The sequence below is a fragment of the Nonomuraea soli genome (genome assembly GCF_013761175.1).
In the GTDB taxonomy this organism is placed as follows: Bacteria; Actinomycetota; Actinomycetes; order Streptosporangiales; family Streptosporangiaceae; genus Nonomuraea; species Nonomuraea soli.
Map to the genome: position 1 here is coordinate 179,620 of NZ_JACDUR010000008.1, position 20,156 is coordinate 199,775.

At 70.0% G+C, this 20,156-nt stretch carries 17 protein-coding genes; 14 read left to right on the plus strand and 3 right to left on the minus strand.

Going from position 1 to position 20,156, the window contains the following annotated elements:
* Window positions 1-326: 326 nt before the first annotated feature.
* From HNR30_RS37060 to HNR30_RS37115, 12 genes are all read left to right on the plus strand, one after another.
* Window positions 327-977 carry an HAD family hydrolase gene (locus HNR30_RS37060; protein WP_181614810.1) on the plus strand — a complete coding sequence of 217 codons (651 nt, stop codon included), beginning with the start codon at window positions 327-329 and terminating at the stop codon, window positions 975-977.
* A gap of 125 nt (window positions 978-1,102) precedes the next feature.
* Complete coding sequence (locus HNR30_RS37065; protein ID WP_181614811.1) at window positions 1,103-2,779, plus strand: ABC transporter substrate-binding protein; 1,677 nt, start codon at window positions 1,103-1,105, stop codon at window positions 2,777-2,779.
* The gene (locus tag HNR30_RS37070) at window positions 2,780-3,787 is read left to right on the plus strand and encodes an ABC transporter permease (RefSeq protein WP_181614812.1); all 1,008 of its coding nucleotides are present in this window, start codon (window positions 2,780-2,782) and stop codon (window positions 3,785-3,787) included. It abuts the gene before it with no gap.
* Complete coding sequence (locus HNR30_RS37075; RefSeq protein ID WP_181614813.1) at window positions 3,784-4,692, plus strand: ABC transporter permease; 909 nt, start codon at window positions 3,784-3,786, stop codon at window positions 4,690-4,692. The genes HNR30_RS37070 and HNR30_RS37075 overlap by 4 nt, the downstream gene beginning before the upstream one ends.
* Before the next feature lie 4 nt (window positions 4,693-4,696).
* Window positions 4,697-5,683 (plus strand): ABC transporter ATP-binding protein, encoded by a 987-nt coding sequence (locus HNR30_RS37080; RefSeq protein ID WP_312894913.1) that lies wholly within the window; start codon window positions 4,697-4,699, stop codon window positions 5,681-5,683.
* Window positions 5,673-6,725, plus strand: a complete 1,053-nt coding sequence (locus tag HNR30_RS37085) for an ABC transporter ATP-binding protein (protein ID WP_181614814.1) — start codon at window positions 5,673-5,675, stop codon at window positions 6,723-6,725. The genes HNR30_RS37080 and HNR30_RS37085 overlap by 11 nt, the downstream gene beginning before the upstream one ends.
* Window positions 6,726-6,923: 198 nt before the next feature.
* Window positions 6,924-7,463 (plus strand): cellulose synthase, encoded by a 540-nt coding sequence (locus HNR30_RS37090; RefSeq protein ID WP_181614815.1) that lies wholly within the window; start codon window positions 6,924-6,926, stop codon window positions 7,461-7,463.
* 317 nt (window positions 7,464-7,780) lie between these two features.
* Window positions 7,781-8,791: an ABC transporter permease gene (locus HNR30_RS37095; protein WP_181614816.1), complete on the plus strand. Its 1,011-nt coding sequence runs from the start codon at window positions 7,781-7,783 to the stop codon at window positions 8,789-8,791.
* 17 nt (window positions 8,792-8,808) lie between these two features.
* On the plus strand, window positions 8,809-10,587 hold the full coding sequence (locus tag HNR30_RS37100) for an ABC transporter substrate-binding protein (RefSeq protein ID WP_181614817.1): 1,779 nt from the start codon (window positions 8,809-8,811) through the stop codon (window positions 10,585-10,587).
* A 68-nt stretch (window positions 10,588-10,655) separates the two neighbouring features.
* Window positions 10,656-11,669: an ABC transporter permease gene (locus tag HNR30_RS37105; protein ID WP_181615193.1), complete on the plus strand. Its 1,014-nt coding sequence runs from the start codon at window positions 10,656-10,658 to the stop codon at window positions 11,667-11,669.
* The gene (locus tag HNR30_RS37110; protein WP_181614818.1) at window positions 11,666-12,688 is read left to right on the plus strand and encodes an ABC transporter ATP-binding protein; all 1,023 of its coding nucleotides are present in this window, start codon (window positions 11,666-11,668) and stop codon (window positions 12,686-12,688) included. Before HNR30_RS37105 ends, HNR30_RS37110 begins: the two co-directional genes overlap by 4 nt.
* On the plus strand, window positions 12,685-13,719 hold the full coding sequence (locus HNR30_RS37115) for an ABC transporter ATP-binding protein (RefSeq protein ID WP_181614819.1): 1,035 nt from the start codon (window positions 12,685-12,687) through the stop codon (window positions 13,717-13,719). The genes HNR30_RS37110 and HNR30_RS37115 overlap by 4 nt, the downstream gene beginning before the upstream one ends.
* A gap of 4 nt (window positions 13,720-13,723) precedes the next feature.
* Here HNR30_RS37115 and HNR30_RS37120 read toward each other — a convergent pair whose 3' ends face one another.
* From HNR30_RS37120 to HNR30_RS37130, 3 genes are all read right to left on the minus strand, one after another.
* Window positions 13,724-14,416 (minus strand): response regulator, encoded by a 693-nt coding sequence (locus tag HNR30_RS37120; RefSeq protein ID WP_181614820.1) that lies wholly within the window; start codon window positions 14,414-14,416, stop codon window positions 13,724-13,726.
* Between the two features lie 13 nt (window positions 14,417-14,429).
* Window positions 14,430-15,590 carry a sensor histidine kinase gene (locus tag HNR30_RS37125; protein ID WP_312894914.1) on the minus strand — a complete coding sequence of 387 codons (1,161 nt, stop codon included), beginning with the start codon at window positions 15,588-15,590 and terminating at the stop codon, window positions 14,430-14,432.
* Between the two features lie 78 nt (window positions 15,591-15,668).
* Complete coding sequence (locus tag HNR30_RS37130; RefSeq protein WP_181614821.1) at window positions 15,669-16,529, minus strand: RecB family exonuclease; 861 nt, start codon at window positions 16,527-16,529, stop codon at window positions 15,669-15,671.
* Between the two features lie 132 nt (window positions 16,530-16,661).
* On the opposite strand from HNR30_RS37130, the gene HNR30_RS37135 reads away from it, so the two are divergent.
* Both HNR30_RS37135 and HNR30_RS49665 read left to right on the plus strand, forming a co-directional pair.
* The gene (locus HNR30_RS37135; protein ID WP_312894915.1) at window positions 16,662-17,798 is read left to right on the plus strand and encodes a site-2 protease family protein; all 1,137 of its coding nucleotides are present in this window, start codon (window positions 16,662-16,664) and stop codon (window positions 17,796-17,798) included.
* A gap of 173 nt (window positions 17,799-17,971) precedes the next feature.
* Entirely contained in the window at window positions 17,972-19,846 is a 1,875-nt protein-coding gene (locus HNR30_RS49665) for an FHA domain-containing protein (protein WP_312894916.1), read from the plus strand.
* Window positions 19,847-20,156 lie beyond the last annotated feature (310 nt).

The following is a 20,156-nucleotide window of genomic DNA, read 5'->3' on the forward strand; positions in this document are numbered from 1 at the left end:
TTGTCGGCGGTGGTGCGTCGGTAGGCGTCCGCCGTCTGCACGTGGCGCTCCCGTCTGCACGTGGCGCTCCCGTCAGGCGTGCGCTCCCGTCAGGCGTGCGCTCCGTCGGGCGTGCGCGGTCGGTAGGCGTGGCTGTGGTCCGGCAGCGGGCGCGTGCAACGGGCTGTGCGGCCTCCTCGCAGCGTGCGAGCCGCCCCCGTGGCAACCGCTCCCCCGGGGCAGAGGGCGGTGGCGATGGGTCGGGCATAGGTCGGCCAGGCTCGTCGGGAATGATCGAGGCGGGCGGATCGTTGCATCCTGCCCAAACAGTCAACCAGGGGGGATGAATGGAAGCAGCGTTCTTCGACATGGACGGCCTGCTCGTCGACACCGAGAAGGTGTGGCTCGACATCGAGACCGACGTGATGGCCAGGCTCGGCGGCGAGTGGTCCCACGAGCATCAGACGCACCTGGTGGGCGGCTCGATGGAGCGCACCGTCGACTACATGCTCGGCGTCTCCGGCGCCCAGGTCGCCCCGGCGCGGCTGCGGCAGTGGCTGATCGACGGCATGGTCGAGCGCCTCAGGTCGGGTGTGGTGGCCATGCCCGGCGCGCTGGAGCTGCTCGACGAGCTGCGGCGGGAGGGGGTGCCCGTGGCGCTGGTCACCTCGTCGCTGAAGGAGATCGCCGAGGCGGTGCTGCACTTCGTGGGCCGTGACCGGTTCGACGTGATCGTGACCGCCGACGACGTCACCAGGACCAAGCCCGATCCCGAGCCGTATCTGACCGCGGCCCGCCTGCTGGGCGTGGAGCCGACGCGGTGCGTGGTGCTGGAGGATTCCCCCAACGGCGTGGCGGCGGGAACGGCCGCGGGATGCGCGGTCGTGGCGGTGCCGAGCCTGCTGCCGATCGAACAAGCGCCTCGACGCGTAGTCGTGGCGTCACTTACAGATGTGAGTGTGTCTCAACTTCGTGACCTTTCGCAGCTTGGGTCATAGACCAATCACGATTGCGACACAGGTCGTGACAAGGGCTTTTCTCACACTCCGAGACATGGCGACCATACACCGAAGACCCATGACCGGGTCCGTCCAACGGTGGGCGGAACTAACTGAGGTGGATTATGGAAGCACGCAAGCGACTGTCCGCAGTCGCCGTGGGGGGAGCGATGCTCCTGGCCGTCGCGGCCTGTGGCGGCGGCGGCACCGGCACCAGCAGCACGCCGGGCGCGACCCAGCCCCCCGCCGCGGGGGGTAGCGACAAGGCGTTCGTCTGGGCGCTGTCGGCCGAGCCCAAGGCGCTCGACGGCGCGTACGTCAGCGATGGCGAGTCGCTCCGTGTGATCAGGCAGATGTTCGAGGGCCTCGTCGGCACCAAGCCGGGCAGCACGGAGGTCGTTCCGGCCCTGGCCACGAAGTGGGAGTCCACGGACGGCACGAACTGGACCTTCACCCTCAAGCAGGGTGTCAAGTTCCACGACGGCACCGACTTCAACGCCGAGGCCGCCTGCTGGAACTTCGAGCGCTGGTACAACTTCAAGGGCGCCCAGCAGAACCCCGCGGTGAGCTACTACTGGTACACCGTCTTCGGCGGCTACGCCAAGAACGAGGACGCCTCGCTGGCCCCCAGCAGCTACAAGGGCTGCAAGGCCGAGGGCACCGACAAGATCACCATCAGCCTGGCCGCCCCGTCGGCCAGCTTCATCGCGGCGCTGAGCCTGCCGTCGTTCTCGATGGTGAGCCCCGCGGCGATCCAGAAGAGCGGCGACGCCGTCGAGATGAAGGGTGACGCGCCGGAGTTCACCGGCAAGTTCGCCACCGAGGCCCCCGTCGGCACCGGCCCGTACAAGTTCGTCTCCTGGCAGCGCGGTGACCGCGTCACCCTGCAGGCCTTCGACGGCTACCACGGCGAGAAGGCCAAGATCAAGGACTTGATCTTCCGCGCCATCTCCGACGCCCCGGCCCGCCGCCAGGCTCTGGAGTCCGGCGAGATCGACGGCTTCGACCAGGTCGAGCCGGCCGACGTCGACACCCTCAAGGGCGCCGGCTTCCAGGTCCAGGAGCGCTCGGCCCTCAACGTCGGCTACATCGGCTTCAACCAGAAGATGGCGCCGCTCGACAACCCCAAGATCCGTCAGGCCATCGCCTACGCGATCAACCGTGAGGCCCTGGTCCAGGCCAAGTACCCCGCGGGCTCGCGGGTGGCCACCCAGTTCATGCCTCCGGAGCTGACCGGCTACAACGAGGGCGTCACCACCTACGGCTACGACGTCAACAAGGCCAAGCAGCTCATCGCCGAGTCCGGCGTCGCCAACCCGACGATCGAGCTGTGGTACCCGACCGGCGTGACGCGTCCGTACATGCCGGACCCCAAGGCCAACTTCGAGGCCTTCAAGGCCGACCTCGAGGCCGCCGGCTTCAAGGTCACCGTCAAGTCCGCCCGCTGGACTCCCGAGTACCTCGACGCGGTCGACAACGGCAAGGCCATGGTCTACATGATCGGCTGGAACGCCGACTTCGCCGACGCCGACAACTTCGTCGGAACCTTCTTCCAGCAGTTCAACAAGCGCTTCGGCTTCGAGAACAAGGAGATCTTCGACAAGCTGAACGCCGCTGAGCAGGAGACCGACGCGGCCAAGCGGACCACGCTGTACCAGGAGGCCAACAAGCTCATCATGGACTTCCTGCCCGGCCTCCCGTACGTGCACAACAAGTCCTTCGTTGGCCTCGGCAAGGACGTTCAGGGCTTCCTGACCGACCCGCTGAGCAACGAGAACTTCTCCCTGGTGTCCCGCGGCTAAATGCTTCGGTTCATCGTCCGGCGGCTCCTGGTCCTCGTACCCGTTCTCCTGGGGCTGTCGATAGCACTCTTCGCGTGGGTGCGCGCGCTCCCCGGATCGCCTGCACAGGCGCTCCTGGGCGAGCGCGCCACCCAGGCGCAGATCGAAATGATCAATCGCCAGATGGGTCTGGACCAGCCGCTGTACGAGCAGTACCTGCGCTTCCTGGGCAAGGTCGTGCGGCTCGACTTCGGCACCTCGGTCCAGACCAGCCAGCCGGTGATCGACGAGATGATCCGGCGCTTCCCCGCCACCTTCGAACTCGGCGTCACGGCGCTGCTGATCGCGGTGGTCGTGGGCGTGCCCCTGGGTTACTTCGCCGCGCGCCGCAACGGCACCTGGCTCGACTCCGCCACGATCACCGGTTCGCTGATCGGCATCACGATCCCGGTGTTCTTCCTGGCCTACATGCTCAAGTACGTCTTCGCCGTGAAGCTCGGCTGGTTCCCCAACACCGGCCGGCAGGAGGCCCGGATGCTCGACGTCGAGCACCCGACGGGCTTCTACGTGCTCGACGGACTGGTGACCGGCAACATGGCGGCCTTCTGGGACGCCATCCTGCACCTGGTGCTGCCCGCGATCGCGCTGGCCACGATCCCGCTGGCGATCATCGCGCGCATCACCCGGGCCGCCGTGCTCGACGTGCTCAACGAGGACTACGTGCGCACCGCCGAGTCCAAGGGCCTCACCTCGGGCGTGGTGACGCGCAGGCACGTGCTGCGCAACGCGCTGCTGCCGGTGACCACCGTGATCGGCCTGCAGTTCGGGCTGCTCATGTCGGGCGCCATCCTGACAGAGACCGTCTTCGCCTTCCCCGGCGTGGGCAAGTTCGTCGCCGACGCCATCCCCACCCGTGACTATCCCAGCCTCCAGGGCTTCATCCTCGTGATCGCCACCCTGTTCGTGCTGATCAATCTGGTGGTGGACGTGGCCTACGGCCTGATCGACCCGAGGGTGAGGGTGAGATGAGTCTCGGAGCCGCAGAAGCGGCGATCACCGTCGCCGAGGACCACGGCGGGGGAGTGTGGCGCGAGGCGTTCAAGCGCCTGTCGCGCAACCCCGCGGCCATCATCGGCGCCGTCCTCATCGCGCTCTTCCTGTTCGTGGCGATCTTCGCCGACTGGCTCGCGCCGTACACCGCCCTGGCCCCCGACCTCAAGCAGATCAAGGGTCCTGGCCACATCCCCGGTCCCACCGCCGAACACTGGCTGGGCCTCGACGACCAGGGCCGCGACCTGCTGTCGCGCATCATCCTGGGGGCGCGGCAGTCGCTGCTGGTCGGCGTCGTCTCGCTGCTGTTCGGCATGATCGGCGGCATCATCCTGGGCCTGCTGGCCGGGGGACTCGGCGGCTGGTTCGACACCGGCGTCATGCGCCTGGTCGACATGATGCTGGCCGTACCCGGCCTGCTGTTCGCCATCGGCATCGCCGCGATGCTCGGCGAGGGCCTGCTCGCGGTGATGATCGCCATCGGGGTCGTCAACGTCCCGGTGTTCGCCCGGCTGCTGCGCGGCCAGATGCTCGCCCAGCGCGAGGCCGACTACGCCATGGCGGCCAAGTCGCTCGGCGTCAAACGGCGGCGGGTCATCCTGGGCCACGTCTTCCCCAACTCGCTCACCCCCGTGATCGTGCAGGGCACGCTGACCCTGGCCACCGCCATCATCGAGGCCGCGGGACTGGCCTTCCTCGGCCTGTCGGGCGCGGACCCGTCCATCCCCGAGTGGGGCAGGATGCTGGCCGAGTCCCAGCGGCACCTGGCCATCGCACCCCAGCTCGTCATCGCCCCCGGCCTGGCCATCGTGCTGGCCGCCCTCGGCTTCACGCTGCTGGGCGAGTCGCTGCGCGAGGCCCTCGACCCGAAGTATCGGCGGTGACACCGTGAACAATCTGCTCGACGTCAACGATCTCGAGATCGTCTTCAGCCGCCGCGGCCGCAAGGACGTGCGCGCGGTCGACAAGGTCAGCTTCTCGGTGGCGCCCGGCGAGACCGTCGGCCTGGTCGGCGAGTCCGGCTGCGGCAAGTCGGTCACGTCGCTGGCCATCATGGGCCTGCTCCCCAAGCGGGGCGTACGGCTCGGCGGCAGCATCGCCTTCGAGGGCACCGAACTGATCGGGCTGCCGCAGGACAAGCTGCGGCGTATGCGCGGCCGCGACCTGGCCATGGTCTTCCAGGACCCGATGACCTCGCTCAACCCGGTGGTCCCCATCGGCACGCAGGTGACCGAGGTGCTCGTACGGCACCGCGACATGGGCGCCGACGCGGCCCGTAAGGAGGCCGCGGATCTGCTCGCCCGCGTCGGCATCCCCGACCCGAGCCGGCGCCTCAAGGAGTACCCCCACCAGCTGTCGGGCGGCATGCGCCAGCGTGCGCTGATCGCGATGGCGCTGGCGGCCAAGCCCCGCCTGCTCATCGCCGACGAGCCGACCACGGCGCTCGACGTGACCATCCAGGCGCAGATCCTGGAGCTGCTCAAGGAGCTGGTCCGCGAATCCGGCACCGCCCTCATCATGATCACGCACGATCTGGGCGTGGTCGCGGGCATGTGCGACACCGTGCACGTCATGTACTCAGGGCGCATCGTGGAGCGGGCGCAGCGGCACGAGCTGTTCGCCCACCCCCGCCACCCGTACACCGGCGGCCTGCTGGCTTCCATCCCGCGCCTGGACCAGCCGAGGGGAGAGCGGCTGGAGCCCATCCAGGGCTCCCCGCGCGACATGCTGGCGTGGTCGCAGGGCTGCGCCTTCGCGCCGCGCTGCCGCAACCGCGTCGACGAGTGCGTGGGCGAGGCCCCCGTGCTGGCGCCCGCCCGGCCGGACCACGAGGTGCGCTGCTACAACCCGCTCGGGGGATCCGATGACCGATGACGTTCTGATGTCCGTGCGCGGGCTCAAGGTGCACTTCCCGATCAGGAAGGGCGTGCTGGTCGACCGCGTGGTCGGTCACGTGCGCGCGGTCGACGGCGTCGACCTCGACATCCGGCGCGGCCAGACCTACGGCCTGGTCGGCGAGTCCGGCTGCGGCAAGTCGACGCTGGGCCGGGCCATGCTGCGCCTGGTCGAGCCGACCGACGGCACCATCACCTTCGACGGCACCGACGTGCGCGCGCTGAAGACGGAGCCGATGCGGCTGCTGCGCAAGCGGCTGCAGATGGTCTTCCAGGACCCGCTGGCCAGCCTCGACCCGCGCCAGAGCGTCGAATCGGTGCTGACCGAGCCGCTGCGCACGCACGGCTTCCCCGGCAAGCCCGCCGACCGGGTGCGCGAGCTGCTCGACGTGGTGGGCCTGCCCGCCAACGCGGCCGGCCGCTACCCGCACGAGTTCTCCGGCGGCCAGCGCCAGCGCATCGGCATCGCCCGCGCGATCGCGCTCAACCCCGACCTGATCATCGCCGACGAGCCCGTCTCGGCGCTGGACGTGTCGATCCAGGCGCAGATCGTCAACCTGCTGGAGGACCTGCAGGAGCAGCTCGGCCTCACCTATGTCGTGGTCGCCCACGACCTGGCGGTGGTGCGGCACGTCAGCGACACGATCGGGGTCATGTACCTCGGCTCGATCGTGGAGGAGTCGCCCTCCGACGACCTGTACGCCGAGCCGCTGCACCCGTACACGATCGCGCTGATGTCGGCGATCCCCATCCCCGACCCGGTGGTCGAGGAGCGGCGCGAGCGCATCCTGCTCACCGGCGACCTGCCTTCGCCGGCGAACATCCCGCCCGGTTGCCGCTTCCACACCCGCTGCCCCTTCCGGCAGACCACGCGGTGCGCGGACGAGGTGCCGTCGCTGCGCGAGATCAGGCCGGGGCGCAAGGTGGCCTGCCACTGGTCGGAGGAGATCGTCTCCGGCCGCATCCAGGCCGCCGCCAGCTCCCACGACCCGACTGCCACCGAGGTGGGCGCGCCGGTGTGACGAGCCCGTCCGGTACGGCGGAGCATGCCCCCCGGGTGCTCCGCCGTACCGGATGTCCTACGGGAGCACCTCGCGCTTCGCTGTACCGGAGGGCGTCTCCTGGTTCCCCCTAGGGGCAGGACCCTTCTTCCGGAGGAGCGCTGATCCCCGGAGAAGGTGCCAGGATGGGAGGCAAAGCCGAGACGAAGGGCGGCCCCCATGCCTGTCGATCAGATTGCCTGGTTCCCGATCCTCGCCGGGGCGAGCGTGGTGGGCCTGGTGTTCACCTTCCTCACCTGGCGCCGCCGGGGAGCCCTGGCCGCGGCCCGGGTGCTGGCCTGGTCGCTGCTGCCGATGGCCGCCTACCTGACGGGGGCGTTCAAGGCGTTGTGGACCGTGGGCTCGACGCTGGTGAGTTTCGTGGCCGGGCTGGTGCTCAACCCGCTGGTCTGGGCGGGCGTGATCCTGGCCGGAATCTCGGCCGTGCTGTTCGTGGTCACCGGCGTGCTCAGGGGCAGGAAGCTGGCCAAGGCCGACCGCCTCGACGCGGGAGGCGAGCCCGCGGTCTCCGGACGGGCGCGCAAGCCCGCCGTCCAGGCCGCGCCCAAGGCGGCCCAGCAGGCCCAGCGGCCCCAGCAGGCCCAGCAGGCCCAGAAGCCCGTCCCGCAGCCCGCGGCCGCGCAGACCAAGAAGAAGCCCGCCGCCGACGATGACTTCTCCGACATCGAGGACATCCTCAAGCGCCGCGGAATCAATTGATGTCACGATTTCCGGACACAATCGGAACGGTCCCTCGATAAACCAGCCAAGATCAACACGAATGCGTTTCACGCTGATCACGGTTGAGCCACATAGCGCCTTAGGGGACTAGTCACCGCAATTGGCGCATTACATCCTCCTTCGTGGGACCGGCACCGCGGTCCCTCGCACGACCAGACGGCCTCGCATCAGAGGGACGTCTGGTAGGACACGCCGTCTGCGACCCAGGGGCTGCACATCCTCGTTAAGGCTGCGCAGTGCCCTTGGTCATGCGAGGGAGGATGCATGGCCGAACGAGGCTGCTCGAGGGCGGCTTTATGACGGCGCCGCTCGACGTCACGGGAACGGCTGCCGAAGCCCAGCCCGAGGCCGTGCTCCAGGGCGTGGGCGCCAAGGCCATCCAGGGACGATCGCTGGGACAGATCGCCTGGACCCGCCTCAAGCGCGACAAGGTCGCCATCGCGGGAGCCGTGATCGTCGTCTTGCTCGTCCTGGTGGCCGCCCTGGCCGAACGGCCCTTCGGCGGCCTCATCGCCCTGTTCGGCGATGACCCCAACGTCCCCAACCAGGACGCGATCGACCCCCTCACCAGCGCGCCCCTGGCGCCCTGGGGCGGCATCAGCCTGGAGCACCCGCTCGGCCTGGAGCCCGTCAATGGACGCGACATCTTCGCGAGGATCCTGTCCGGCGCCCAGATCTCCCTCCTGGTGGCCTTCCTGGCCACCCTCCTGTCAGTGATCATCGGCACCCTCATGGGCGTGCTGGCCGGCTACTTCGGCGGCTGGATCGACACGATCATCAGCAGGCTCATGGACATGTTCCTGGCCTTCCCCCTGCTGCTGTTCGCGATCGCCATCGTCGGGGCCATGCCCGACCGGGCCTTCGGCCTGTCGGGCAACGGGCTGCGGATCGGCGTGATCGTCTTCATCATCGGCTTCTTCAGCTGGCCGTACATCGCCCGCATCGTGCGCGGCCAGACGTTGTCGCTGAAGGAGAGGGAGTTCGTCGACGCCGCCCGCTCGCTCGGCGCCACCAACGGACACATCATCTTCAAGGAGGTGCTTCCCAACCTGGTCGCGCCGATCCTGGTCTACTCCACCCTGCTCATCCCCACGAACATCCTGTTCGAGGCGGCGCTGTCATTCCTCGGCGTCGGGGTGGCAGAACCCCAGGCCTCCTGGGGCGGCATGCTCACCCGGGCGGTCGACTACTACCAGAGCGCACCCCACTTCATGATCATCCCAGGTCTGGCGATCTTCATCACCGTCATGGCCTTCAACCTGCTGGGCGACGGGCTGCGTGACGCCCTCGACCCAAGGAACCGATAGAAGGGATGTAGTTTTCAATGAGGAAGACCCGTTCCCTGGCGCTCACCGCGCTGGGCGCATCCTTAGCCCTGGCCTTGGCCGCCTGTGGCGGCACGGCGGGCGGCGGTCCCCAGCAGCCGGCCGCGACAGGTGGCGGCCAGCAGCCCGCGGCGGCCGCGGCCAAGCACAACGACGGCTACACCAAGGTCGTCAACCCCTCCGACAAGGCCGGCGGCACCCTGAAGTTCGCCCTCTCCGACGAGCCGGACTCGATGGACCCGGGCAACACCTACTACGCCTTCAACTGGAACTTCACCCGCCTGTACGCCAGGGCCCTGCTGACCTACGAGCCCGCTCCCGGCGACGCCGGACTCAAGCTCGTCCCCGACCTGGCCGAAGGCCTGGGCGAGGCCAGCGCCGACGGCAAGACCTGGACCTACAAGCTCAAGAAGGGCATCAAGTACGAAGACGGCACCGAGGTCAAGGCCATCGACGTCAAGAACGCGATCGCCCGCAGCAACTTCACCGAGGAGCTGACCGACGGACCCAAGTACTTCGCCGAGTACCTGGACGCCGGTGAGTACAAGGGCCCGTACAAGGACAAGGACCTCGCCAACTTCACCGGCGTCGAGACTCCGGACGACTACACCATCGTCTTCAAGCTGAAGGCGCCCTTCTCCGAGTTCGACTTCCTCGTGGCCAACCCGCAGTCGGCCCCGGTGCCGCAGGCCAAGGACACCGGCCTCGACTACGAGAAGACCGTCCTGTCGACCGGCCCCTACAAGATCGAGTCGCACGAGGTCGGCAAGCAGTTCAACCTCGTCAAGAACGACCAGTGGGACGCCTCCACCGACCCGACGCGCAAGCAGCTGCCCGACCGCATCGAGGTCCAGTTCAAGCAGGACGCCAACGACATCGACAACCGCCTGCTGGCCGGCCAGCTCCAGGTCGACCTCGGCGGCACCGGCGTGCAGCCCGCCGCCCGCGGCAAGATCGTCGCCGACGAGAAGCTGAAGGACTCCACGGACAACCCGTACACGCCCTTCAACCGGTACATGATGATCTCGACGCAGGTGAAGCCGTTCGACAACATCGAGTGCCGCAAGGCCATCCAGTACGCCGTCGACAAGGTCGCCACCCAGGCGCCGTGGGGCGGACCGCTCGGCGGAGACATCGGCAGCACGCTGATGACCCCGACCACCGTCGGCTACCAGGCCTACAACCTCTTCGAGACGCCCGAGAACAAGGGCGACCAGGCCAAGGCCAAGGAGCACCTGACCGCCTGCGGCCAGCCCAGCGGCTTCGAGACCAACATCGCCGTCCGCGGTGACCGCACCAAGGAAGTCCAGGTCGCCGAGGCCGTGCAGGCCGCGCTGGCCAAGGTCGGCATCAAGGCCACGATCAAGAAGTACCCCTCGGGCGACTGGAGCGCGCAGTACGCCGGCAAGCCGGAGTTCGTGCACGCCAACAACCTGGGCCTGATGATCGCCGGATGGGGCGCCGACTGGCCGTCCGGATTCGGCTTCCTCTCCCAGATCGTCGACGGCCGCTTCATCAAGGCCTCCGGCAACTACAACATGATGGAGCTCAACGACAAGGCCGTGAACGACCTGCTCGACAAGGGCATCCAGACCACCGACCCGGCCGAGCGCAACAAGATCTGGGCCGAGGTCGACAAGAAGGTCATGGAGTCCGCCGCCTTCGTGCCCTTCGTCTACGAGAAGACCCTCATCTACCGTCCGGCCAACCTGACCAACGTGTACGTGCACCCGGCCTACGGGATGTACGACTACACCTGGCTGGGACTGTCCCAGTAACCACTGAAGGCAGGTGAAGGCGCAGGCACCCGGGGCGCAGCCCGCCCCGGGTGCCGGGCCGACCGATCGTGCTCGGATTCCTCGTACGCCGCGGGGTCGCGGCCGTCCTGATGCTGGCCATCGTCAGCTTCGTCACGTTCTCGATCTTCTTCCTGATCCCGCGCGCCATGGGCCAGACCCCCGAGGGCATGGCCACGCGGTACGTCGGCCGGGACGCCACCCCGGCGGCGATCCAGGCCGCGGTCAAGCGGCTGCACCTGGACGACCCGATCCTCGTGCAATACGGCCGGTTCGCCGCCGGCATCGTCGTGGGCGTCGACTACTCCCTCGGCCCCAGGAAGGCCGAGTGCCCAGCACCGTGCTTCGGCTTCTCCTTCAACAACAACCAGCCCGTGTGGCCCACCCTCATGGACCGGCTGCCCGCCACGATCTCGCTGGCCGCCGGAGCCGCCGTCATCTGGCTGTTCGCCGGGGTCTCCATCGGCGTGATCTCGGCACTCAGACGCGGCTCCGCCGTCGACCGATCGGCGATGACCATCGCACTGGCCGGCGTGTCGCTGCCCATCTACTTCACCGGCCTCGTCGCGCTGGCGGTCTTCGCCTATGCGCTGGGCATCTTCCCCGGCGGCGGCAGCTACTACCCGATCACCCAGGACCCGCGCCAGTGGTTCCAGGCGCTCGTGCTGCCCTGGATCTCCCTCGCCTTCCTCTACGCCGCCCTGTACGCGCGACTGACACGCGCGGGCATGCTGGAGACCATGGGCGAGGACTACATCCGTACGGCACGCGCCAAGGGCCTGCCCGAGCGCACCGTCGTCACCAAGCACGCCCTGCGCGCCACCCTGACGCCCATCCTCACCATCTTCGGCCTCGACCTCGGCCTGCTGCTCGGCGGCGCCGTCCTGACCGAGAGCACCTTCTCCATCCCCGGCATCGGCAAGCTGGTCATCGACGCCATCCGCGGCAACGACCTGCCCGTCGTGCTCGGCGTGACGCTGTTCGCGGCCCTGTTCATCGTGCTGGCCAACCTCATCGTGGACGTGCTGTACGCCGTGGTGGACCCGAGAGTGAGAGTGACGTGAGCCCCTTCCTCGAGGTGAAGGACCTGCGCATCCACTTCAAGACCGACGACGGCCTCGTCAAGGCCGTCGACGGCCTGTCGTTCGAGCTGGAGCGCGGCAAGACCCTGGGCATCGTCGGCGAGTCGGGCTCCGGCAAGAGCGTCACCAGCCTGGGCATCCTCGGCCTGCACAACCGGGCCCAGATCTCCGGCGAGATCTGGCTGCACGGCGAGGAACTCGTCGGCGCCGGATCCGACCACGTGCGCGGATTACGCGGCAAACGCATGGCGATGATCTTCCAGGACCCGCTGTCGTCGATGCACCCGTACTACACGGTCGGCGCCCAGATCATCGAGGCCTACCGCATCCACAACAAGGTCACCAAGGCCGTCGCCCGCAAACACGCCGTCGACATGCTCGGCCGCGTCGGCATCCCGCAGCCCGACCGGCGCGTCGACAGCTACCCGCACGAGTTCTCCGGCGGCATGCGCCAGCGCGCCATGATCGCCATGGCGCTGTCGTGCGACCCCGAACTGCTCATCGCCGACGAGCCCACCACCGCGCTCGACGTCACCGTCCAGGCGCAGATCCTCGACCTCATGCGCGACCTGCAGCGCGAGTTCGACTCCGCGCTCATCGTCATCACCCACGACCTGGGCGTGGTGGCCGAGCTGTCCGACGACATCCTCGTCATGTACGCCGGCAAGTGCGTGGAGTACGGCACGGCCGACGACATCTTCTACCGCCCAGAACACCCCTACACCTGGGGGCTGCTCGGCTCCATGCCCCGCCTGGACCGCGAGCCGAGCGAGCGGCTGCTGCCCATCAAGGGCACCCCGCCCTCGCTCATCAACGTCCCGCCCGGCTGCGCCTTCCACCCGCGCTGCCCGCACGCTGAGCTGACCGCGGGACGGGCCCGCGCCGAGGTGCCCGACCTGCTGGCCAGCCAGCCTGGACACCTCGTGCGCTGCCACCTGGCGCCCGCCGAGCGGCGCCGCCTGTGGGACGCCGAGATCAAGCCCCACCTGGAGACCCAGTGACAGAGCCGTTGTTGTCGGTACGGGACCTGACCAAGCACTTCCCCGTCACCAAAGGCCTGCTCAGACGGCAGGTCGGCGCCGTCAAGGCGGTCGACGGCGTCTCCTTCGAGGTACGCAAGGGCGAGACGCTCGGCCTGGTCGGCGAATCCGGATGCGGCAAGACCACCACCGGCCGCCTGATCACCCGCCTGCTGGAGCCCACCGGCGGCCGCATCGTCTTCGAGGGCGTCGACATCACCCACGTGAAGCAGGGCCGCATGCGCCCCCTCCGGCGCGACATGCAGATGATCTTCCAGGACCCGTACTCCTCGCTCAACCCCCGCCACACCGTGGGCACCATCGTCGGCGCGCCCTTCCGCATCCAGAACGTCAAGACCGAGTCGGGCATCAAGAAGGCCGTCCAGGACCTGCTCGAACTGGTCGGGCTCAACCCCGAGCACTACAACCGCTACCCGCACGAGTTCTCCGGCGGCCAGCGCCAGCGCATCGGCATCGCCAGGACGCTCGCGCTGAAACCCAAGCTGATCATCGCCGACGAGCCCGTGTCGGCACTCGACGTCTCCATCCAGGCCCAGGTCGTCAACCTCCTGGAGGACCTGCAGGGCGAGCTCGACCTGACCTACGTGGTCATCGCCCACGACCTGTCGGTGGTGCGGCACATCAGCGACCGCGTCGCCGTCATGTACCTCGGCAAGATCGTCGAACTGGCCGAACGCAAGGCGCTCTACGACTCGCCCATGCACCCCTACACCAACGCGCTGCTGGCGGCGGTGCCCGTCCCCGACCCGCGCAAGCGCGCCGACCGCGACCGCATCCGGCTCACCGGCGACGTGCCCTCACCGATCAACCCGCCGCCCGCGTGCCGCTTCCACACCCGCTGCTGGAAGGCGCAGGACATCTGCAAGACCCAGGAACCGCCGCTGGAGGCGCTGGCGAGCGGCCACCTGGTGGCCTGCCACTTCCCCGAGAACGCCCCCGACAAGCCCGCCGGCGTGGGCGCGCACCCCGCCGAGGAGCGAGCCACGACCTGACCCTCTACGGCAGCGCCCCCGGCGTGATCAGCCCGGTCTCGTAGGCCAGCACCACCGCCTGCACCCGGTCACGCAACCCCAGCTTGGTCAGCACGTTGCCCACATGCGTCTTGACCGTCGTCTCGCTGACCACCAGCTTGGCGGCGATCTCGGCGTTGGACATGCCGCGCGCGATGAGCTTGAGCACCTCGAGCTCCCGCTCCGTCAACCGGTCGAGCCGCGCCGGAGTGGCCTGCTCGTAGGCGGGCGGCAGCTTGGCCGCGAACCGGTCGAGCAGCCGCCGCGTCACGCTCGGCGCCACGATCGCGTCGCCGTCGGCCACCACGCGGATCGCCGTGACCAGCTCGTCGGGCGGCACGTCCTTCAGCAGGAACCCCGAGGCCCCCGCCCGCAACGCCTCCACGATGTACTCGTCGAGATCGAACGTCGTCAGCACCAGCACCTTCGGCACATGCGCGCCCGCCGCCCCGCGAGCTCCGTCACGCACGATGCGGCGGGTCGCCTCGATGCCGTCGATGCCCGGCATGCGGATGTCCATCAGCACCACGTCGGGCAGCAACGCCCGCGTCTGCTCCAGCGCGTCCTTGCCGTCACCGGCCTGGCCGACCACCGTGATGTCGGGCTCGGCCTCCAGGATCAGGCGGAATCCGGTGCGCAGCAGCGGCTGGTCGTCCACCAGCAGCACCCTGATCGTCACTGACCCTCCACCGTCACAACGGGAACCTGGCCTGGATCTCGAAACCGCCACCCTGGCGCGGTCCGGCCCTCAAGATTCCACCATAGAGCGCCACCCGCTCGCGAATCCCGACCAGCCCATGGCCGCCCCGCCCCTCACCCTCCGGCTCCGGACCTCTGCCGTCGTCGCGGACCTCCACGTCGAGCTCGCCCGGCCGGTGCCGTACGGTCACCACCGCCTGAGCCGCCGAACCCGCATGCCGCAGGCTGTTGGTCAGCCCCTCCTGGACCAGCCGGTAGGCGGCCAGATCGACACCGGCGGGCAGCGCGGCCGGCTCGCCCTCCACCACCAGGCTCGTCGGCAGCCCCGCCTCGCGCATCTGCTCCACCAGCTGCGGCAACAACCCCATCCCCGGCTGCGGGCCGCGCTCGGCCGGGCCGCGCAGCACCTCCACCAGGTGGCGCATCTCCCGCATCGCCACCCTGCCGGTGCTCTCGATCGCCGACAACGCCTCACGCGCCTGCTCGGGATCCTCCGTCAGCACCCGCCGCGCCGCCGCCGCCTGCACGGTCATCACGCTGACGTGATGGGCCACCACGTCGTGCAGCTCGCGGGCGATGCGCGAACGCTCCTCGGCCCTGGCCGCGCGCGTGTCGGCCTCGCGGGCCCGCTCCAGCCTGGCCGCCCGGTCCTTCAGCTCGTCGAGATAGGCGCGGCGCAGCCGCAGCGTGCGGCCCAGCCCCCACGCGCCACCCAGCAGCACCAGACCCACCAGATAGTCGGCCCAGCCCATCACCGGGGTGAACATCGCCGCCAGCGCCGACACGTTCGCCGCCAGCGCCAGCAGCAGCCCGAGCAACGCCACCGCCAGCCCCCGATAGGCCGCCACGGAATACAGCAGCACCAGCGGGGCCAGCCCCGACAGGCCGTAGCCCAGGCCCGCCGCCAGCATCTCGGGCACCAGCCCCAGGCACAACGCCGCCAGCGGCCAGCGCCGCCGTACGGCCACCGGAGCGCACGACAGGACCACCAGCGCGGCGCCCACCCCATCGGGCGGGCGGAACGCCACCACCGGCCCGGCCGCGGCCACATCGGCCATCATCTCGGCCGGGCGGGTCAGATACAGCGCCAGCGAGGCCACCGCGAGGCAGGCGGCCAGCACCGAGTCGAAGAGCGAAGCCCGGCGGTTGTGCACGCCTCCACTGTAGGCCCGGCCCTCGGCCGCACTCCTCCTACCTGGGGAGGAGCTACCGGCGGCGGGAAGAACGAGCCCCTACAACTCGTCGGTCGCCGCCCGCCGGGTGCTGCGCCAGCGATCACCCGGCTTGCGGTCGGGCACCGGCGGGGGAGTGCCGCCGAACTCCGGGCACAACGCCTGATGGTCACACCAGTCGCACAACCGCGACGGCCGCGCCCGCCACTCGCCCGACTCCAGCGCCCGCTCGATCGCCACCCACAACGCCTGCACCTTGCGCTCGGTCGCGCGCAGATCCGCCTCGTCGGGGGAGTAGCGCAGCACCTCGCCCCTGCCACCCAGGTAGACCAGCTGCAGCAGCCTCGGCACCTCGCCGCGCAGCCGCCACAGCACCAGCGCGTAGAACTTCATCTGGAACAACGCCTTGGCCTCGAAATCGGGCCCGGGAGCGCTGCCGGTCTTGTAGTCGACCACCCGCACCTCGCCGGTCGGCGCCACATCGAGCCGGTCGACGTAACCGCGCAACATCAGGCCGCTGTCGAGCACCGCCTCCACATACAGCTCGCGCTCGGCCGGCTCCAGCCGCGTCGGATCCTCCAGCGTGAAATACCGCTCCAGCATCCCGCGCGCCTGCTCCAGCCACGTCGCCTGCTCCTCCTGCGAGGCGAACATCTCGCCGAAGGCCGGCTCCTCGGCCAGCAGCCTGCTCCACTGCGGCTCCAGCAACTCCAGCGCCGCCCGCACCGAACGGGCCGGAGCGGGCAGGTCATACAGCCGCTCCAGCACCGCGTGGACCAGCGTGCCGCGCACGGCCGCCTGCGACGGCTTCTCCGGCAACTGGTCGATGACACGGAACCGGTAGAGCAGCGGACAGGTCATGAAGTCACCCGCCCGCGAAGGGGAGAGCGCTCCGATGATCACGGGCTCCGTCAACGTCATGCCCCGAACTGTAGGTGAAACGGCCGACAGAATGGCGCATCACCGAGCCCGTGACAAGAGGATCAGCGTCCGGGAACGCGTAGCATCAAGGGCGACAGGCACGGCACGACCTTCGAGGAGTGGTGACAGCCGGTGAGCGAGCAGGACCCGCCGCAGGAGTTCTCCGGCATCCGCATGGGCAGGCCCTTCGGCATCCCCGTGTACGTCTCGTGGACATGGTTCATCGTGGCGGCCGTCATCACGTGGATGTACGCCGAGGCGGTCCGCACCCAGCTGCCCGGCATCGACACCGTCGTCTCCTACGTCGTCGCCTTCGTCTTCGCCGTCCTGCTCTACGTCTCGGTCCTGCTCCACGAGCTGGCCCACAGCGTGGCCGCCAAGATGTACGGCCTGCGCGTCCGCCGCATCACCCTCTACCTCCTCGGCGGCGTCTCCGAGATCGAGAGCGAGCCCAAGTCGCCCGGCCGCGAGTTCGTCATCGCCGCCGTCGGCCCGCTGCTGTCGCTCGGACTGGCCGGCCTCGGCCTGGGCCTCGACTGGCTGCTGTTCAACGAAGGCGGCATCGCCGAGGTCCTGGTGCGCATGCTGTGGTTCGCCAACCTCATCGTCGGCGTGTTCAACCTGCTGCCGGGCCTGCCGCTCGACGGCGGCCGCATGCTGCGCGCCGGCGTCTGGAAGGCCAGCGGCGACGCGAGCACCGCCACCGTCGTGGCCGCCTGGGTCGGCCGCGGCCTCGCCGTCCTGCTGGTGCTGGGACCCTTCCTGCTGTCGGTGATGAGCGGCCAGCCGCTCGACGAACGCAACATGATCTGGTCCTTCATCCTGGGCGCCTTCATCTGGATGGGCGCCAGCCAGTCGCTGCGCGTGGCCAAGGTCCGCGCCCGGATCCCGCAGGTCGACGCCCGCGCCCTGGCCAGACGGGCGGTGCCCGTCACCCCCGACGTGCCGCTGTCGGAGGCGCTGCGCAAGGCCGCCGAGCAAGGAGCCGGCGCCGTCGTCGTCACCGACTACGAGGGACGGCCCACCGCGATCGTGCACGAGGCCTCCGTCCAGGCGACCCCCGAGCACCGTCGCCCCTGGCTGACGGCCGGCTCCGTGGCGCGCACACTGGAGCCCGAAATGGTGCTCCCCGCCGACCTGACGGGCGAAGCCCTCATCGAAGCCATGCGCCGCACGCCCGCCGCCGAGTATCTGCTGGTCGAGCGGGGCGGAGAGATCTACGGCGTGCTCGCCACCAGCGACGTCAACCGGGTCTTCAGTGGCGTGTGATGCGGGGGTTGATCGCCCACTTTCGGGCGATTGACCGTTGCGGATAGGGTTATCGGCGTCCAGCGGATTCACCGAATCGAGACCGACGCCGCGTGACAGGGCGAGTCACGGCTGGGTATGCGTTAGGCCATGAGTCCGCTACGGCAGGGGCTGCTGCGGGGAGGAGAAGTTCAGTGACCGACCAGGGCTTCGGGGTGGTGCGACCGCTTCCGGGCAACGGACTGGTCGCCCACATGGGCGGACTGCTGCTGGTGTGCGACGCCGGAGAAGCCGGCACCGACCTGCTGCAGGCGTTGCGCGAGACCGCGGCCGGGGGCGGCGACGGACGGGCCCTGGCACGCCGGGTGGCCCAGATCCTCGACCGTTCGGTCGCCGGCAACCCCGCGACGTGCGCGGTGGCCTGGCCCTCCGGAGGCGGCGTGGCCGTGATGGTGAGCGGCGAGGCCGTCGCCGTCGTGCGCGCCGGCGACGGCGAGCACCGCCTGGCCGGCCGCGACGCCCTGCTCACATGGACCGACCGGCTGTTCAAGGGACCGATCCAGACGGTCGAGCTGAGCCTGCCCGGCGCCGGCCAGCCGCATCCGGCGATGCGGCTCGACGACGGCGTCGTGTTCGGCGGCGGCCTGGTCGTCGAGGTGGGCGAGCAGACCTCCCGCCCCGCCCCTGCCTCCGGCGAGCGGCCCTCGGGCGCGCAGCCCGCCTCCTCCTACCCGCTGACCATGGACCTGCCGCCCACGGGCGTGTTCGAGGACCCCGACCTGCTGCCCAAGAAGGACCGCCAGCAGCCCGCGGCGCCCTACCCGTGGCCCTCCGACGGGCCCGAGCGCCAGCCGGCCTCCGGGCCGATCGGCGTGCCCGACCAGCACGGTCCGGGCTCGGGGCCGCAACTGCCCGGCTCCGGCCCCCAGGGTCCCGGCCTGCCCGGCTCGGGCCCCCAGGGTCCCGGCCTACCCGGCTCTGGTCCGCAGGGTCCTGGTCCCCTTGGCCCGCATGGCCCCGGTTCTCATGGGCCCGGCTCCCACGGTCCCGGCTCGCAGGGTCCGGGTTCGCAGGGCCCCGGCTCGCACGGGCCGCAGGGCCCCGGCGGGTCCGGTGGTCTTGGTCCCGGTGGCCCCGGCCCTGGCGGCCCCGGTCCCGGTGGCCCCGGCGGTCCTGGTCCCGGCGGCTCTGGTCCTGGTGGCCCCGGTCCTGGCGGCTCTGGTGGTCCCGGCCAGCAGGGTCCCGGCCAGCTCGGGCCGCTCGGACCCGCCTCCGGCCCCATGCCGCCCCTCGGCCCGCCGTCCGGCCCGATGCCGCCGGTGGGTCCCCCTTCCGGCCAGGCAGGCCCCGACTACAACCCCGATTACGGCTCCGACTATGGCCCCATGGGCGGCCAGCCCGGCGGCCCCATGAGCGGTCCGATGCCGGGGCCGATGGGCCCCGGACCTCAGCCGCCCTCAGGACCACAGGGGCCAGGTCCGCTCGGCGGCCCCGAGGGTCCCGGCGGGCGTCACCTGCAGTCCGTCCCGCCGCAGGGCAACGGCACCGCGCCCGACGCCCTGCCGTACGACCAGGGCGAGGAGTCCGCCGACGGCAAGCCTCTCGTCTACGGCGTCGACTGCAAGAACGACCACTTCAACGACCCGCGCCTGCCGTACTGCGCCTCCTGCGGGGTGGCGCTGGTGCAGCGCACGCTGGTGCCGTACAAGGGTCCGCGTCCGGCGCTCGGCGTGCTGATCCTCGACGACGGCACGGCGCTGCCGCTGGAGAGCGACTACCTGCTGGGCCGCGACCCCGACCGGGCGCCGGAGGTGGCCGGCGGCACGGCCAGGCCCGCCAAGGTGACCAGCCCCGACGGGTCGGTCTCGCGGCGGCACCTGCGGGTGGCGCTCGACGGCTGGGACGTGAACCTGGTCGACCTCGGCTCGGTCAACGGCACGCAGATCCAGCCGCCCGGGGATCCGAACTTCTACGACATCCCGCCGAACGAGCCGGTTACCATCACGCCGGGCACGACCGTCCGTATCGGCGTCTCTCGCACCATGCGGTTCGAGTCCCGCCGGCCCTGACCGTCGCTTTCGTACGGCAGGCATGGGTCGCCGCCACCCGCCGACCGTGGCCGGTGGCCTTCCAGGGTGACGCTCACCGGCCGCGTCACCCGCCCGCCGTCACGGACCTGGTTCCTGGGTACGTGGCTCACCCGCCTGCGGTGTCACGATGCCGGTGGCGGCTGGGTGAGGCTGACTCGGCGGCGCCTTGACGGCGGCGCCGCGCTGACCGTGTCGCGCTGACCGTGTCGCGCTGACCGTGTCGCGCTGACCGTGTCGCGCTGACCGTGTCGCGCTGACCGTGTCGCGCTGACCGTGTCGCGCTGACCGG

Excerpts from the sequence above, each read along its gene's own strand:
- HNR30_RS37060 (WP_181614810.1), top strand. The coding sequence starts at position 327 with ATGGAAGCAGCGTTCTTCGACATGGACGGCCTGCTCGTCGACACCGAG.
- HNR30_RS37065 (WP_181614811.1), top strand. The coding sequence starts at position 1,103 with ATGGAAGCACGCAAGCGACTGTCCGCAGTCGCCGTGGGGGGAGCGATG.
- HNR30_RS37070 (WP_181614812.1), top strand. The coding sequence starts at position 2,780 with ATGCTTCGGTTCATCGTCCGGCGGCTCCTGGTCCTCGTACCCGTTCTC.
- HNR30_RS37075 (WP_181614813.1), top strand. The coding sequence starts at position 3,784 with ATGAGTCTCGGAGCCGCAGAAGCGGCGATCACCGTCGCCGAGGACCAC.
- HNR30_RS37085 (WP_181614814.1), top strand. The coding sequence starts at position 5,673 with ATGACCGATGACGTTCTGATGTCCGTGCGCGGGCTCAAGGTGCACTTC.
- HNR30_RS37090 (WP_181614815.1), top strand. The coding sequence starts at position 6,924 with ATGCCTGTCGATCAGATTGCCTGGTTCCCGATCCTCGCCGGGGCGAGC.
- HNR30_RS37095 (WP_181614816.1), top strand. The coding sequence starts at position 7,781 with ATGACGGCGCCGCTCGACGTCACGGGAACGGCTGCCGAAGCCCAGCCC.
- HNR30_RS37100 (WP_181614817.1), top strand. The coding sequence starts at position 8,809 with ATGAGGAAGACCCGTTCCCTGGCGCTCACCGCGCTGGGCGCATCCTTA.
- HNR30_RS37130 (WP_181614821.1), bottom strand. The coding sequence starts at position 16,529 with ATGACGTTGACGGAGCCCGTGATCATCGGAGCGCTCTCCCCTTCGCGG.